The sequence below is a fragment of the Streptosporangium nondiastaticum genome (assembly GCF_003011965.1).
Classification (GTDB): Bacteria; Actinomycetota; Actinomycetes; order Streptomycetales; family Streptomycetaceae; genus Streptomyces; species Streptomyces nondiastaticus.
This window is the reverse complement of the sequence record NZ_PXWG01000055.1, coordinates 11,948-27,698: the sequence shown is the minus strand read 5'-3', so window position 1 is coordinate 27,698 and position 15,751 is coordinate 11,948. Positions and strand designations below refer to the sequence as shown.

The 15,751-nt window shown below is 68.2% G+C and carries 13 protein-coding genes; 4 read left to right on the top strand and 9 right to left on the bottom strand.

Translation table 11 applies throughout. The annotated features are described in order from the left end of the window. Nucleotides 1-43 precede the first annotated feature (43 nt). Genes B7P34_RS37565 through B7P34_RS20120 form a run of 3 tightly spaced genes read left to right on the top strand, consistent with a single transcriptional unit; the run spans nucleotide 44 to nucleotide 1,175 of the window. Entirely contained in the window at nucleotides 44-205 is a 162-nt protein-coding gene (locus tag B7P34_RS37565) for a hypothetical protein (RefSeq protein WP_189382911.1), read from the top strand. Beyond that, the gene (locus B7P34_RS20125) at nucleotides 205-435 is read left to right on the top strand and encodes a hypothetical protein (protein ID WP_106678346.1); all 231 of its coding nucleotides are present in this window, start codon (nucleotides 205-207) and stop codon (nucleotides 433-435) included. The genes B7P34_RS37565 and B7P34_RS20125 overlap by 1 nt, the downstream gene beginning before the upstream one ends. Continuing rightward, nucleotides 432-1,175, top strand: a complete 744-nt coding sequence (locus B7P34_RS20120; protein WP_106678344.1) for a GntR family transcriptional regulator — start codon at nucleotides 432-434, stop codon at nucleotides 1,173-1,175. Before B7P34_RS20125 ends, B7P34_RS20120 begins: the two co-directional genes overlap by 4 nt. A gap of 444 nt (nucleotides 1,176-1,619) precedes the next feature. Here the strand turns inward: B7P34_RS20120 and B7P34_RS20110 are convergent, their stop codons facing one another. The 8 genes from B7P34_RS20110 to B7P34_RS20095 form a co-directional block, all read right to left on the bottom strand. Continuing rightward, entirely contained in the window at nucleotides 1,620-2,315 is a 696-nt protein-coding gene (locus tag B7P34_RS20110; protein WP_223268036.1) for an FkbM family methyltransferase, read from the bottom strand. Nucleotides 2,316-2,652: 337 nt separating this feature from the next. Beyond that, nucleotides 2,653-3,645, bottom strand: a complete 993-nt coding sequence (locus tag B7P34_RS36815) for an LPO_1073/Vpar_1526 family protein (RefSeq protein ID WP_146166872.1) — start codon at nucleotides 3,643-3,645, stop codon at nucleotides 2,653-2,655. Nucleotides 3,646-3,702: 57 nt separating this feature from the next. Continuing rightward, nucleotides 3,703-4,071: a hypothetical protein gene (locus B7P34_RS36810; RefSeq protein WP_146166871.1), complete on the bottom strand. Its 369-nt coding sequence runs from the start codon at nucleotides 4,069-4,071 to the stop codon at nucleotides 3,703-3,705. Between the two features lie 656 nt (nucleotides 4,072-4,727). Continuing rightward, nucleotides 4,728-5,714: a hypothetical protein gene (locus B7P34_RS36805; RefSeq protein ID WP_146166870.1), complete on the bottom strand. Its 987-nt coding sequence runs from the start codon at nucleotides 5,712-5,714 to the stop codon at nucleotides 4,728-4,730. Further along, the gene (locus B7P34_RS36800; protein ID WP_146166869.1) at nucleotides 5,698-6,405 is read right to left on the bottom strand and encodes a hypothetical protein; all 708 of its coding nucleotides are present in this window, start codon (nucleotides 6,403-6,405) and stop codon (nucleotides 5,698-5,700) included. The genes B7P34_RS36805 and B7P34_RS36800 overlap by 17 nt, the downstream gene beginning before the upstream one ends. Nucleotides 6,406-7,727: 1,322 nt before the next feature. After that, nucleotides 7,728-8,846, bottom strand: coding sequence for a DUF5937 family protein (locus B7P34_RS20105; protein WP_223268035.1), 1,119 nt, complete (start codon nucleotides 8,844-8,846; stop codon nucleotides 7,728-7,730). 4 nt (nucleotides 8,847-8,850) lie between these two features. Next, complete coding sequence (locus B7P34_RS20100) at nucleotides 8,851-9,396, bottom strand: methylated-DNA--[protein]-cysteine S-methyltransferase (RefSeq protein ID WP_106678341.1); 546 nt, start codon at nucleotides 9,394-9,396, stop codon at nucleotides 8,851-8,853. A 61-nt stretch (nucleotides 9,397-9,457) separates the two neighbouring features. Further along, nucleotides 9,458-10,969 carry a DNA-3-methyladenine glycosylase 2 gene (locus B7P34_RS20095; RefSeq protein WP_286157494.1) on the bottom strand — a complete coding sequence of 504 codons (1,512 nt, stop codon included), beginning with the start codon at nucleotides 10,967-10,969 and terminating at the stop codon, nucleotides 9,458-9,460. 852 nt (nucleotides 10,970-11,821) lie between these two features. On the opposite strand from B7P34_RS20095, the gene B7P34_RS38720 reads away from it, so the two are divergent. Continuing rightward, nucleotides 11,822-13,009: a hypothetical protein gene (locus B7P34_RS38720; RefSeq protein ID WP_223268034.1), complete on the top strand. Its 1,188-nt coding sequence runs from the start codon at nucleotides 11,822-11,824 to the stop codon at nucleotides 13,007-13,009. A 22-nt stretch (nucleotides 13,010-13,031) separates the two neighbouring features. On the opposite strand, the gene B7P34_RS20085 is transcribed toward B7P34_RS38720, so the two are convergent. Beyond that, nucleotides 13,032-15,560 carry a tetratricopeptide repeat protein gene (locus B7P34_RS20085; RefSeq protein ID WP_223268033.1) on the bottom strand — a complete coding sequence of 843 codons (2,529 nt, stop codon included), beginning with the start codon at nucleotides 15,558-15,560 and terminating at the stop codon, nucleotides 13,032-13,034. Between the last annotated feature and the right edge of the window lie 191 nt (nucleotides 15,561-15,751).

Sequence of the window (15,751 nt, the reverse complement as noted above, 5' to 3'; positions counted from 1 at the left end):
CGAGCCTCGGCCCGCCGAGAAGACGAGTCTGCCGGTCCCGCCCATGCGTCAGCCGGAGTGGTACGCAGAACTGCGCGACGCCGAGCAGAGGGCCCTCGTCCGCCTGTACGTGATGACCGACGACGAGCGTGCCCGACGGCGACTGGAGCCGCGCTGGCGTCCCCTTACGGTTGATCTTCCCCTGATCGTGGCGGAGGTGCACTGATGCTCGAAATCGCCACGTCCATGGCCACGCACCACCACGTACGCGTTCAGGTCACCGGGAAGACGGTCCGGACCGGAGACGTCATCGACTTCGGCGGTCGGGGGTACACCGTGATCGATGTACTCGGCTTCTGCGGCGGCAAAACGGGCCTGCGCTTCCGCACAGGGGAAGAGCTGATCGTGGAGTCGGATGAAGAACTGTCCGCGGTACGCGCCTTCAGGAAGCGGTGAAGACCACCGTGGGAAGCCGCTACCAGACCATCGCGGAAGACCTCCGCCAGCTCATCGCCGCCGGAACGTGGCGTGCAGGCGAGCAGCTCCCGCCGGAGACGGAACTCGCCTCGCTGTACAGGACCAGCCGGCCCACGTTGAGGAGCGCGCTGGAGCTGCTGCAGGCGGAAGGACTGGTGGAGAAGTTCCACGGCCGAGGCAATTTCGTACGGCGCCCCGGAGACCGCACTGTCTACGACAGCGCACGACACACGTCGGACCGCCCGCCGGAGCCCTGCGCCGCGCTGCGCGTCACCGTCGAGATCCGCCGTGTGAAGGCCTCCGCAGGCGTCGCGTCGCTCCTGCAGGTGCAAGCCGGCTCCCCACTGACCGAGTACGAGTACGTCAGCTTCGCCGGCACCTCAGTACGGAGCATTGCTCGCCTTTACGTTCCCCACAAGGTGGCGAGGCTCAACCGTCCCGAAGCCCCGCTATCTCCGTGGGGCGACAACGTCCGGGAGCTGCTGACCGCGGCCGGAGTGCACGTGGCGTCCAGCATCGAGCGCGTCACGTCCCGACTGCCGAGCGCCAAGGAGAGGGAGCTCTTCCGCAGTCCCGCACCTGTGCTGACTGTGGAACGGACGTCGATGGACGTCACTGGGCAAGTGGTGGAGTGGGCGCTCCTGCTCCTTCCAGGCGACCGCGCGGAAGTCCTCTTCACCACGCGCACGCACGCCGAAAACCGGGAGGAAGCCGGATGACAACCAGCCCGGACGGCAGAGCCCCCGAGCCGGAGCCGAACGGCGACGTCAGCTGGCTTCGTCTACTCCCTTGGGACACCCCGGATCACAAAACATCTCTCCTGAGCACCTCCGATGGCCAGGGGGTGGTTTCCCGATACGCCGACGACGTAGAGGACGCGCTGATGGCCATCGGGGCGGATGCTCTGGCCGAAGCGGAGGAACTTCTCGCAGACCGGGAAGCGTGCCCGCGCCGCCTTCAGATAGCTCTTCAGCGGACGGCCAAGGCACTAAGCGAAGTCCTACGAGTGGCCGAAAGCCGCGGAGTGCGCTTATCTCCGCCAGGCCCGGAAGATGCGCCGCTGGAGGAGTCAGGAAAGAGAGCACTCCGCCTATAGAGGTAACGCCCACATCGACTACGTACTGGTGGAACGGTCCGGCCCTGAAGGGCCGGACCGTTCGCGTTCAGGGCAGCGTGTCCGCATCGACTCGCGAGAAGACGAGGTCGCACTCCCCCAGGACGGGCCCCCTGAGGCGGGCGAGTGCAGTGCCGGCGCAGCGAAGAGCGGCCGGATAGCTCTCCGGGGCGTAGTCGTTGGGTTGGCGGTAGGCGTGGAATCCGTGCTCGCGCATGGTGGCCAGCAGCTCCTCTGCAGAATCCCCTAACCGAGCCATGCGCTCGGGGGTCACCTCGACCGTGACCTCGACATCGGGACGAAGCCGATCAAGTAAAGGGACCATGCCTCGGACCACGCTCCCTTCGGCCCCTTCTACGTCGACTTTGATCACGCGGGCGCCGGCTACCTCGGAGGCGGTAAGTACCTCGGTGAGCGGGAGTGCCTGCGCCTCGAAACTGGACTCCGCCGGCCCGTCGTACGGAACGACGCTGTTCGCCCCCAGGTTGCGAGAACTGGCAAGCGTGAACCTCAAGGCCCCCCGGGCATCGGACACTGCCGTATTGACCGCCCGCACGTTACGACAGGCGTTACGCCGCACGTTTGCCAACACACTCCGGTGGAACGCAGGAGAGGCCTCAATGGCAACAACCCTCCCCGAGGGCCCGACCAGGCGGGCCGCCAACAGGCTGAAGTACCCGATGTTCGCCCCAACATCGACGAACGTATCCCCAGCCCGAAGCCGCCGGCTCAGCCATCGCGTCATGTGGGGCTCCCACGTCCCGAACATGTAGATGTACCGCTGGATGAGATCTTGCGTATCGACAGCGATACTCGCCCCAAATCGGGTCCGAGCGATGCGCCGGCGGGGCCGGTCGCGCAGGTAAGGGTTGAGGCACCTAGCGGCCAGCCAGGACTTCCCCAGCGATTCGGGGCCATGGCGCACGTACTGGCGTCCTATCGAGGCCAATAACTCTGCGGTACAGCTGCTCATCCAACACCTACCCAACTGGGTTCAGCGTGCCCCCTTATGCACCCTGCAGCCGAAGTCTTGCACTCTTCCATGTTGGCGCCTCAGAAGCGACCTTGATTTTCCATACACCTCAGTTAATCCAAACATCTATCTCAGCGTTAAATAGATCACCAACGGTTTTTTTGAAATTTGCATGACCGACAGCAATTCCCGTGAGAGACACTTCGAGCGAATCGAAACCTACAGTCGACCATAGCTCCAGTACCGACCCCAGGGCCGGCGTCACCGCGGTAAACATTTCGGCGATCTGCTCATCAGATAGCGGGTATGATGACATCAGATTAGCGAGATCTTCTCGATCGAGACCGGAAGACTCAGCCAACTCGCGCGCCTGATCCTTAGTCACCGCATTCACCCGGATCACATTCGGATCATGCCAGCTGGGCTGAAATAGCAAATCTTCCCGCGCTGTGGCTCTGTCCAAAATCTGGGCTACAGCCGGAGTTTCCTCCCTGATTACACCTCTATAGAAAAAGCCAGGGTACCGCTCCCGCATCGCCGCCGCCCAGCTAATGGTACCGACACGCACGGCACACCCAGTCGCCTCCAGATATTGAGCATCGGATACAGAAAAATGAGCGAAGCTCTCACAGAGGGGGGCCAGCAGGCCCGTCGCGCGCTCAATGAAATCTTGAAGAGACGACGAGTTTACCTGGACCCTCCTGACAAAGAAGAGTAGAGAAAGGGCATCTATATGCTTGGTAGCCAACTTCTGGGCAGCAGCGATGGCTTCATTCAACGCTAGCTGCCTGACGTCTCTTCGAGTTTCCGACGTGCGCTTGACAAGCATTTCAACAAGAATCTGACCAAGGTCGATATCACCCGTCTTCGCAAAACCTTCTTCAGCTTCTAGGATCGCCGACTGGATGCCTGGGTCACTCAGATTCCCAATAGCATGGGGGGCTCTTTCAGTCAGCGTTTTGAGATAATTGAAGACGAACTCCTCGAATCGCCCTTTTGCAATCCTGTACGCCTCCTCGGAGTGACTAACAAACCTCTCCTCCATCAATTTGAGGCAGATGCATTCAGCATCCTTTACGCTAAGTCCGTAATTATTGTTCACAGTGTCAGCCTGAACCAGCTGAGAGTTGTCGCCAGCCCTCTGGCGAAACCATGGCATTCAATGACCTCCCAGCGTGTTGCTGTCGCCGATATTAACATCGCCAGCAGACTGAATATTGATGGAGTTGCTCCCGCTATTTTGAGCCATCCGAACATGTCCAGCCCGGACGCCGTGACGTGTCGAGTTTGCTTGCACGATGGAGCAAATCGAGGCCACGAGCCCGGCAATGGCCACAAACAAGCCTAGGGTTCCGGAAATTTCGTTGGCCCGGTCAAGACCGACCTTAATGAAGTAGATACCCAGTCCGACCGAGATCAGCCCACAGGCAGCTGCCAAGACCCAGAGCCACATGCGACGTTGCGGTGTCATGCAGCCCAGAATGGCCCAGCTAGAACCATTGATGGCATCCCGCGCCTCAACTGTCACCAACCTGTGAACAACCGATAGACACCTGTGCCGGTGATCGTTCCCGACTGCTTCGCTGGCAACCGGTGGCGGGCGCCCCGGTGAGTGTTACTGAGGCTCAACTCGCGGTGTCGTAGTGGCTGACAGGTCTTGATCCCTGAGGTACGACCAGGGTACGCGGTACCCGCCAGGTGGTGGGCTGACCGACGAGAGGGGGGAGTTCCACGAGCAACTGCGGCTTCAGGCGGCCGAGCGGTTCACCCTGCGCAGGAGAAGTTTGGTGATCGCGAAGGGCTTACGGGTTCATGTGCGGTCAGTCGAGCGTTCGCGAAAGGGCTGGCGCAAAGCCGACCGGGAGCACTTCGCTCGAAGGGCCCGGCCTCGCTGCCGAGACTAGATGAGGTCCAGTTCGGGGACCAGCGGTGGACGCCGTCCCCGGTCAAGGCAGCGATCGGCCGGGTTTCACACGACCTACACCGCCCAGCTCCTGGTCCGGCAAGGCTTCTCCCTCCGGGTGACTGCCCGACGGGCTGTCGAGCGGGACGGCAGAGGACGGTCGGTATGGGGACTGTCCGCCCGTCCTCACGACAAGAAAGAGCGAGTGACATTCCAGCCAACGCTAGCCGCAAAACCCACGCTGCGTTCCGCTCATTATCCCCCCCTGGGCGATGATCGGCCTACCCGTAGAGAGGCAACGCAGCCAGATCGGGCATCCGGTAGGGCACGCCGCCAGCCGTCTGAGTGGCCGGAAAGGCCATATCAACTTCCCGCTTGACTAGATCGCGAACACGTTGACCGTCGTGCGCAATCAAATCCGGGCAGAAGACTGCGGTGCGGCTAAATGCAGAAAGAGCCCGCTCAGCCTCTGGCAGATCCCCTCGGAGGCAAGCTCTCTTCACATCCTCGTAGGAAGCAGCAAGCCCTGGTATCTGCGCCCAGTCATCGCGACGCTCTGTGTATTCGAGATTGAAGACAAGGTATGGCTCCTTCACCTCATTTCCGTTAGCATGAATCAGTCGACCATCTTTTCCAATCCCGATATCTGCCATAAATTGATCGTCGCGATCTGCGCGAACTGCGCAGTAGTAGCCAGTCTGCGGGCTGTCAAAGGTGGTCACCAAACCCAGTTCGAGCTTAGGTGAATCATTCGATCCCAATAGTCCATTCAATGCGAGCTTGATGGTCGGCACGAGGGGGACCCCTGTCGCCACTAGTCCTACTCCGGCGAGATCGCTGATCTTCTCAACAACCTCAAGATAGGGCTCAAGCAGGTCTGCTGCCTGCATTCCGAACAGTCCGATTTCGATGTCAATATCCCCTCCCCTGTAGGGCAGCGGGCCAAGCAGTCGCTTATTTATGGTAACAACACGACCTAGGTGTTTTGAATCCAAATCTTTCAACGCTTGCGGGGTCGTGACAACTATGAATTCAGATTGCCCACTGCCGCGTGTTGACACCACGAACGAGCTGGTTACTGTACCGTAGTAGGTACGCGTGGCCACTCGGGCATTCGCAATGCGCATCGACGCCAGAAAAGCGTTAAGGTAACCGCTCTCCGGCGTTATTGATCGCTGTTCGGCAAGCGTCGGTGTTCGCTCCGGGGGAATTGGCGAAAAGTACCAGCTCTTGGCCTCATCTCGAAGGGATTTACTCCACCAACTCATCAGCTTCCTCCAGGACACCCAGGGCACTTAGTGCCTGTTCGGCGTATATCCAGTAGGACTGAACTATCGGCGCCCTGATGCTCGTACGGCGAACAGCAAAGCCAACCATGCGATTCTGTGAATCAAGCAGTGCGACCCCGGAATCGCCCGTTCGCGTGACGGGGTCCGTGTAAACCAAGGATGCAAAATCCTGCTGTGGTTCGAGAATGCTGGCATCGACACCATGAACAACAGCGCCAACCCTTCCTGGCTCATCAACACGGCAAAACCATGCCCGCTCGCCCGCCCCCATTGCAGGCATAATGCACCGACGAACACCTGCATAGTCTGCTGCACTGGGTATTCTTGGATCGCTGTCCAGGGCGACCAAGCAAGAATCAGTCACGAGATCATCTGCGCATACTCTGCCTGTCGTAGCGCCTATTTCTACGCGCGGCAGGAAGGTGCTTCCTTGAAGCAAACTATGCCGGGCAGTAGTCGCACACCATCCTCCGTTTCGCCTCAAGACGATACCTGCCGTGGCAATATGGAGCTGACGGGGATCCATAGTAGCTTGTTGCCTAATGAATCCCGCTCCAGGCTCGGGCACAAAAGCAGTTTGCAATTCCTCTGGAGCGTTGGCCAAAACGACACCAAACTCACCTTTGGCAGCCACTTCCTCTATGACCTGGAACACAAGCTCATTGGTCACTCGAGGATATCTCTCCTTTATTCGATCTACTACAGTCCCTCTATCTTGCGCATGGGCATCCACAAAAGCTCCGTACGTGACAGCAAATCGACTTCTTGCGCCAGCTAGAGGTGGTGCCGTCCGGTAAGGAAGTTGCATCTGGATCGGATCCCCATGGTAATCGCGAGCTAGCAGTAGAAGGTCAAATCGGCTGGCATTCGCATGAGCTACGATAAGGCGCTGCGTAAGGCGTGGCCTCGCGAGGAAGGGAAGCAGCTGGCGATCCAGAATCCTGCTGTGTAGGATGCCCCACCAAAAGATCCCGGCAAGGAGCGGATCCGCTTTCTCTCCTTTTGAGACCAGCTTCGCGAAATTGCGGCTTGCCTTACCGCTACTTTGGAGCGGGGCAGTCTCTTTGGATCCGATCATTTCGTCCAGCAACTCGGGTGGAGTCTTTCCTGGTTGGGGACGAGATCCGCCGTCGCCGCCACCCCCTTCGCCGCCACCCCCTTCGCCTATTCCCCCACTCCCTCCCTCATTCGCCAACATTTCGCCAGAAGCCGTCTGTCTGTCATCAGCTGTAGCGGTGCCCAGATCCAGAGCTACCTCGTCTTGCTCAGGATCGGGCAGAGGAAAAAAGGTAGATCCCATAGTAGGCGCCCCCATTCCCATAAATGGGAAGTCCTTCCTTACCTCAGGCTATCTCTGGAACACCCGTGCCGCATCGCGAAGCTGTGCGTTACCGTGGCACTCTTTCGAAGGCGCCCGTCATCACGCCCAAGAGGTTGGCCGGCAGGTGTCTCAGAAGGGCGGAACTCCTCCCGCCCAGGGCAAACCGCTCGGCTGGTCAGAAACGAAGCTCCTCTCTGAACCCCCGCTCGTCAGTGAGTCCACTACTCTGCGCTTACCGCATGTCTGTGCCGTACTGGCAACACAAGTTCAAGCTCAGTAACTGCGTGACAGCGCCGCCGTGCAGCGGCGGGCTAGCGCGAGCGAGCACCTGCGGACCGTCAGAGCAGCTGCCCCCAACCCGAGGTAGAGCGCCGATCCAAATCGCTTCGGGACAAAGAAGGGAGCAGGAGGCAAGGCCCCGCCCACCCAGTACGGTCACAGCACGCGACCTGACACCCTTCCCGAGAACAGAAGAGTTTTCCTCAGCGACAGAAGCAGCTGGGCGCATTCTCGCAGGTCAGAGATCTTACGAACCCTCCCACGCCACGCGCCTTCTAAGCGCTTGGCCGCAGGTTCGAGTCCTGCCGGGGGCGCTCGACCCACACTGCACGCCCCTCCCCTCGGGAGGGGCGTTTTTGCTGGTCAGTGGCTGTTTCGTGGGGCTGTGGGGGTCAGCGGAGGATTCCTTCCAGGAAGTCGCTGCTCAGGCGGGCCACCGCGCGGACGTCCAGCTGGTAGAGGACGTAGCGGCCGCGGCGGCGGGACGTGATGAGGCCCGCCTTCTTGAGGACCGAGAGGTGGCGGGAGACCTCCGGGGGGCTGATGCCGAGGACGCCGGCCAGTTCGCCCGTGGTGTGCGGGGTGCGGGCCGTGCTGCGGCAGACCTGTATGCGGACAGGGTGGGCCAGGGCTTCCAGGCGGAGTTTGAGGAGGTCGACCGAGGTGGGGGCGGGCAGTTCGGGCGAGCCGACCGGGTAGTGGACGACGGGGCGCCACTGCGGGCGGTGCAGGACCATCAGGTGCGGCCAGCCGAAGTGGGAGGGGACGAGGGTGAGGCCGGGGCGGACCGCGGGGCCGGTCGCCGTGGCGCGGCCCTCGGCCAGTTTGTCGACGCGGATGCGGCGGCCGCCGTCCTCCAGGTGGAGGGCCGGGGAGACCGCGGCGAGCGCCTCGCGGAGGCCCTTGCGGCGCAGCAGCTCCGTCTTGTGCCGGACGTCGGCGGCGAGGCGGGGCTCGACGCGCTGCCAGATGTCCGCGAAGAACGCCTCGTCGCAGTCCTCGAACAGGCGGCGCACCCAGGCCCGTACGGAGGCCGGGTCCTTCAGCAGGCGCTCGGCGAACTCCACCTGCCGGGGCCCGCGGGCCGCGGCGAGTTCCAGGGTGCGGGCGCGCGTGGGCCGGTGGGTGAGCGGTGACGGGCCGCCGATGCTGTACGAGGCGAGGCAGGCGAACTCCAGGGCCGTGGTGACGAACTGGTCGTCGTCCAGCAGGTCGAGGAGGTCCAGTTCCTCGGCGAGGGTCGCCCCGGGCCTGCCTTCGCCGCCGCGCAGCCCGGCCCAGGGCATGAACAGGTCGGAGAAGGTGGTGCGCCACAGGAAGTCGGCTTCCTGGAGGCGGTCGGCGAGGTCGGGGCGGAGCGCGGCGGCCGTGGCCGTGGCCCAGCCGGCCGTGCCCGGGTGGTGGCCGGGCTCGGACAGCACGTGCAGCGCGAGGCACAACTCGCCCATCGGGGATGTCTCGAAGACGATCCGTTCGGTGGCCAGGCCGGTGATGTCTATGCTCACGCTCACCCCGTCATGATGCCTCCTCGTGCGCGCTACCTGCGCGTTCACAGGCGAGCAGGCGCTGTTTGCGGGGCAGGCCGCCGCCGTAGCCGGTGAGGGCGCCGGTCGCGCCGACGACGCGGTGGCAGGGGACGACGATGCCGACGGGGTTGCGACCGTTGGCCAGTCCAACGGCCCGGGACGCGGCCGGGCGGCCGATGCGGGCGGCCAGCAGCCCGTACGAGACGGTCTCCCCGTACGGGATCTCCTGGAGGGCGTGCCAGACGGTGCGCTGGAAGTCGGTCCCGGCGAGCGCGAGGGGGAGGTCGAAGGCGGTGCGGGCGCCGGCGAAGTACTCCTCCAGCTGCTCCCGGGTCCGGGCGAACACCGAGCCCCGGGCGTGCGGTTGCGGGTCGTACGCGCCGAAGGTCTCCTGGGGCGGGCGGTGGCGCTGGCCTTCCATGTAGAGGCCGCTGAGCCGGTCGTCAGCGGCCACCAGGGTCAGGGGGCCGTACGGGCTGTCGATGACCGTGTGGGACACGACGTGGGACACGACGCTGTGGGATCGGTGGGGCATGGGTTCCTCCTGAGGTGCATGTGGCCTGAGGTACGTGCGGCCTGAGGTGCGTGCGGTGCGGTCAGGCCGCCGGCATGCGGTTGACCGGGTGGTCGCCCGTCGCCCACAGGTGCTGCACGGCGTACGACCGCCAGGGCTGCCAGGCCCGTGACCTGCGGGTGAGGGCCGCGGGCGTGGCGGGCAGGCCGAGGCCCGCCACGGCGAGGCGGACGCCGAGGTCGGTGGCGACGAAGGCGTCCGGGTCGCCGAGGGCGCGCATGGCGATCGTCTCCACGGTCCAGGGGCCGATGCCCGGCAGCGCGGCGAGCCGCTCCCGGGCGCACTGCCAGTCGCTGCCCGGGCCGAGGTCGAGCCCGGACGAGGCGAGCGCGGCCACGAGGGCGGTGAACGTACGGCGGCGCGTGCCCGGCATGGCGAGGCCGGCGGGGTCGAGCTCCGCGAGCTCCCCGGGGGCCGGGAAGAGGTGGGTGAGGCCGCCGTCCGGGTCCTCGACCGGAGTGCCGTGGGCGGTGACCAGGCGCCCGGCGAGGGTGCGGGCCGCGGCCGTGGACACCTGCTGGCCGAGCACCGCGCGAAGGGCGAACTCGGCCGGGTCCACGGTGTGCGGCACCCTGCGGCCGGGCGCGCGGTCGACGAGCGGGGCCAGCAGCGGGTCCTCGCGCAGGAGCCCGTCGACGGCCTCGGGGTCCGCGTCGAGGTCGAGGAGGCGGCGGCAGCGGCTGACGGCGGCGGCCAGGTCGCGCAGGTCCGTCAGGGTCAGCCGGCAGGCGATGTGACCGTCCGCGGGGCGGAGGGTCGCGATGCCGTGCCCGTGCGGCAGCCGCATCGTGCAGCGGTACGCGCCCTCCCGCCACTCCTCCGTGCCGGGCACGGCGGTGGCCGCCAGGTGCCCGAACAGGTTGTCCGGGAACAGCGGGGCGCGGTAGGGCAGGCGCAGGGTCACGGTGCCGGGCGTGGTGGCCGCGGCTGCCGGAGCCGCCCCGCCCCGCCCGCGGCCCGCCGCGCGGGTCCGCAGCTCGCTCGGGGAGAGCGCGAAGACCTCCCGCACGGTGTCGTTGAAGGCGCGGATGCTCGCGAACCCGGAGGCGAACGCGACCTCCCCCATCGGCAGGGACGTCGTCTCGATCAGCAGCCGCGCCGTCTGGGCGCGCTGCGCGCGGGCCAGGGCGAGGGGGCCCGCGCCCAGCTCGGCGAGGAGCTGCCGCTCGACCTGCCGGGTGCTGTACCCGAGCCGCGCCCCGAGCCCCGGCACGCCCTCGCGGTCCACCACGCCGTCGGCGATCAGGCGCATGGCGCGGGCCGCCAGGTCGGCCCGCTCGTTCCAGCGGGGCGAGCCCGGGCTCGCGTCGGGCCGGCAGCGCTTGCAGGCGCGGAAACCGGCCTGCTGCGCGGCGGCCGCGCTCGGGTAGAAGGTCATGTTCCGCGGCTTGGGCGGCACGACGGGACAGCTCGGGCGGCAGTAGATGCGGGTGGTCGTCACCGCGGTGAAGAACCACCCGTCGAAGCGGGCGTCCTTGGACTGCACGGCCCGGACGCAGCGGTCCGTGTCCGTGTGCATGACGTCGTTGCGCATGCCGCCAGTATTGGCGGAGGTCACAGCTCCGATCCGGCGGAAATCCGACATCCACGTCGGAGGTGTGCTGTGCTTCAGTGGGGCCGGCGTTCCCGGTGCTTCCAGCGTTTCCGTTGTTGTCAGTGTTGTTGGTGTTGTCAGTGTTGTCGGTGATCTTTGGGGGGCTGCAGCGATGCATGGGGCCGGTGAAGAGACACGCTTGCGGGTTCCCGTCGGGGACGACGCCCACCGGTGGGTGACCCGGGCCTCGTGCCGCCGCGTCCTGTTCGTCGTGCACAACGTCACCTCCGCCACCCGGCTGCTGGACGTGCTGCCGCTCTTCCGGGACGACCTCCGCGTGCAGCTGCTCGTGACCTGCACGGGGTCGTCGCCGTTCCTCGCCGGCGTGCCGGAGCTGCTGGCGTCCGTGGGACTGCCCGTACTGCCCTGGGAGCAGGCCAAGGAGACGCCCGTCGACCTGGCCGTGTCCGCCAGCTACGGCGGTGAACTGGAGCTGATACGCGGGGATTTGGCCATCCTCTCGCACGGCGTTGGCTACAATAAGAGATTGGCCACACCGGACACCGGACACCGGACACCGGACACCGGACACCGGACACCGGACACCGGACACCCGCTGCCGCTGCCCCTCCTTCCGCCCCCGCCCCCGTCTTCGGGCTCTCCCCCGACTGGCTGCTGCACGACGGCCGGCCCCTCGCCGCCGCGACCGTCCTCTCGCACCCCGAGCAGCTCGGCCGCCTGCGCGCCGCCTGCCCGGAGGCGGCCGGCACCGCCGTCCTCGCCGGTGACCCCTGCTACGACCGCATCCTCGCCGCCCTCCCCCACCGGGACCGCTTCCGCCGGGCCCTCGGCGTGGCCGCGGGCCAGCGGCTCGTCGTCGTCAACTCCACCTGGTCGCCCGGCTCCCTCTTCGGCGACGACGACTCCGAGGGCGATCTGCTGCCGTCCCTCCTCCCGCGGCTGGCCGCCGAGCTCCCCGCCGACGAGTACCGCACGGCCGCGGTCCTCCACCCCAACATCTGGCACGGCCACGGCCCCGGCCAGATACGGGCCTGGCTCGACCGGGCCCGCCACGCCGGGCTCGCGCTCGTGGACCCGCTGGAGGACTGGCGGCAGGCGCTGATCGCCGCGGACTGCGTGATCGGCGACCACGGCTCCGTCACGTACTACGCGGCCGCCATCGGCAGGCCCGTCCTCCTCGGCGCGTTCCCCGGCGGCGCCCTCGACCCGGACTCGCCCGTCGCCGCCCTCGGCCGGGCCGCGCCGCGGCTGCGCCCGTACGACGACCTGCGCGCGCAGGTCGACCGCGCCGTCGACCGCCACGACCCCGGCAGCTTCCGCGCCCAGGCCGAGCACGTCAGCTCCGCGCCGGGCCGCTCCGCCGCGCTCCTGCGCCGCGCGTTCTACGGCCTGATCGGCATTCCGGAGCCCGCCGGCCGCCCCGCGCTCCTCGACCCGCTGCGGCTCCCGTCGTACGCGCCGGCCGAGCGCACGGCACCCGTCCGTGTCCTCAGCAGGCTGACCGACGCCTCCGGGCCTCCGGAGATCGCCGTGGTGCGCTGCGCGGCGGACGACGACGGGCCGGGGCCCGGATACGGGTCCGGGTACGGATACGGGCCGGACTCCGGCGACGACATCGGGTGGGACGCCCACACCTCCGTCCACGAGGACACCCCCGACCCGGGCCGGCTGCGGATCGCGGACGTGATCGTGCGGTACGCGGCGGCCGACGACCCGCGCGTCGGGCCGCCGGCCGCCTGGACCGCGGAGGTCCTCGGCCAGCACCCGGGCTGCGCGCTCGCCGCGTATGTGACGGGGCCCGGGCGCTGCACGGTCCGCACCCGCGGCGGCGACCTGCTCCGGCTCACCGCCCGCCCCGGCGCGGACGGCCGGGCCGACCTGTGCGACCCGGCGGCCCACGCCTCCGCGCTCCACGCCTGGCTCGCGGGCGGCAAGTCCGTGGAGGAGGCGGTGGCGAGCGGCATCACGGTGGTGACAGGGAGGGTGCGGCACGGGGTGGACGTCGAACGGCTCGGTTAGTCAGGCCGCCCGGGCCGATCAGTCAGTCCGCCCCCCGCTCCCTCAGCAGCGCGCCCGTGCGGGACACCCCCGCCGTCTCGCCCACCTCCTCGTACAGCGAGCGGGCCAGGCGCAGGTGGCGGACCGCGTCGGCCGGGTCCTCGGCGCAGCGGGCGCGGAGTTCGGCGGCGTCGGCCTGTTGCAGGACGGCGCCCTCGGACGCCATGACGGCGAGTGCCTCGTCGAGGGGCGTACGGGCCGCGGCGGGGTCGCCGGCGGCGAGGTGGGTCTCGCCGAGGCTCATCCGGACGCGGGCCTCGTTGTAGAGGTCGCGGTCGGGCAGCGCCCGGAAGCGGGCGAGGGCGTCGGCCAGTTGCGCCAGGGCCTCGGCGTGCCGGCCCTGGCCGCGCAGGGCCCGCCCGAGGTGGTGGGCGAGGAGCGCGTCGGCGCGCGGCACGTCGGCCGCGCCGTCGCCGCCCGGGGCGATGCCGTCCAGGGTGCTCCGGGCCTGCCGGAAGTGTTCCTCGGCGGCCTCGTACCGCCATTGCCGCAGGCAGAGCAGGCCGAGCGACTCGGTGGCCGTGGCGCGGCCGCGGTGGTGGCCGGCGCGCTCGTCGGCCGCCGCGGCGGCGGTCAGCTGGGCCTCGGCCTCCGCGTACCGGCCGAGGCCCATGTAGCCGAAGGCGAGCTGGGTCCGCATCCGGCCCTCCGCCCGCGGGTCGCCGATGCCGGCGGCGCAGCGGCGGGCGGCCTCGACGCCCCGGAGGTGCGTGGCCACCCACTGGTCGTGGAAGCCGAGGCGCAGGTGCAGGCCCCACATGGCCTCGCACAGTTGCCAGGCCTCCTCGTCGAAGCCGTACTCCTCCGCGGCCCGTACGGCCTCGGCGAGGTTCGCGCGTTCGCGCCGCAGCCCGTCCAGGGCCGCGCGGGCCTCCTCCGCGGTACGGCTCGCCCCCGCGGTACGGCCGACTGGACCGTCGCCGCCCCGCGTACGGGCGTACGCGGGGCCCAGGTGCCACCGGCCGGGGACGACGAGGGCGTCGGCGCGGGCCGCCAGCCGCAGGTACCAGGTGACGGTGCGGCGGACGGCGAGGGCCGTCGCCCCGCGGCCGTCCTCCTCGTGGGCGCGGCGCTCGGCGTGGAGGCGGACGAGGTCGTGGAAGCGGTAGCGCTCCTCGCCGGTCTCCTCCAGGAGGTGGGCCGCGGCGAGGGTTTCGAGCAGGCGGCGCGCCTCGGCCTCGCCGGTGTCCGCCGCGGCCGCGGCGGCGCCTACGGGGATGTCCGGCCAGGGGCGCAGGGCCAGCAGCCGGTAGAGGCGGGCGGCGTCGGGGGCCAGGTCGCGGTAGGAGAGGTCGGTGGCGAGGAGGGCCGGTTCCACCGGTGACTCGCCACCACCAACCGGTGAATCACTACCACCTGACGTAACACCAGGCGTATCAGGGGTTGCAGTGTCATCAAGACCATCAGCATCATCAGGCATTCCGGGAGCCTGTCCGTGCCCGCTCCCTCTCAAGCCCGCGACCGCCGCCGCGAATTCGCGCTCCAGGCTCTCCCAGCTCAGCCGCTCCCGCGTCTGCACCCGGGCGCCCGTCTCGCACAGCGCGAGCGGAATGCCACCGCACCGCGCGGCCACCGCCTCCGCGTGGGTGCGCTGCGCGGCGACGCGCTCCGGGCCGGCGATGCGGGTCAGCAGCAGGAACGAGTCGGCGTCGGACAGCGGGCCGACCCGTACGATCCGCGCCCCGTGGTCGCGGACGAGCTCGGGCAGTCGGTGGCGGCTGGTGACCAGCACGAGCGAGCCGGGCGACGCCGTCAGCAGCGGGGCCAGCTGGGCGGCGCTGTGGGCGTTGTCGAGCAGGACGACCATGCGCCGGCCCTCGGTGCGCTCGCGGTAGAGGTCGGCCTGGCCCTGCTCGCCGGCGGGCACCCGGTCCGCCGGCACGCCCAGGCGGTGCAGGAAGCGCACGAGCACCTCGGACGGGGTGACGGCCGTGGCCGCGGCGGCTCCGCGCAGGTCGGCGTACAGCTCGCCGTCCGGGAAGCGGGCGGCCAGGGCACGGGCGCAGTGCACGGCCGCCGCGGTCTTGCCGACGCCGGCGGGGCCGGTGAGCAGGGCCATGGACGCGGCCATGCGCGGGGAGGCGGCCCCCTCGCTGCCGCCGTCCCCCTCGTCCAGCAGCGCCGTGACCGCTGCCAGGACGTCCTCGCGGTCGGTGAAGGCCGACGTCAGCGGCGGCAGCATCCGCGGACGGGCCGCGCCGGCAGCCGTCGCGGGGACGGCGACGGCAGCCGCCAGCCACTCGCTCTCGCGGAGCCAGGAGGCCAGGTCGCGGGCGAAGCCGGGCTCGGCGCGGGCCCGTTCGATCAGCAGGGCGGCGAGGGCCCTGCGTTCGCCGTCGTCGGTGGGCGCCGCCAGCGGCTCGCCGCCCCCGTCCCTGCGCCGGGCCCGGCGGGCCAGGCCGGCCAGCCCCTCCGCGGTCCGCCGCCCCAGCTCCCCTGCCGCGCCCGACAGCGCCCCCGACGCCGCCGTGTCCACGGCCGCCAGCACCGCCGTCATCGTGAACGGATCCACCGCACGCCTCCCCCAGCTCTCCCCGCCCCCACGGACCCGACCACGCTAGCGGGAAGATCAGTTGCTGGGGAGAGCTTGCTGAGGGGAGCAGTTGCTGGGGAGAGCAGTCGCGGGCGAGGGCAGTTGCCTGGGACAGCAGTTGCTGAGGAGCGCGATTCCGTACCGGAGCGGGGAAACCGTGCAGGGACAGC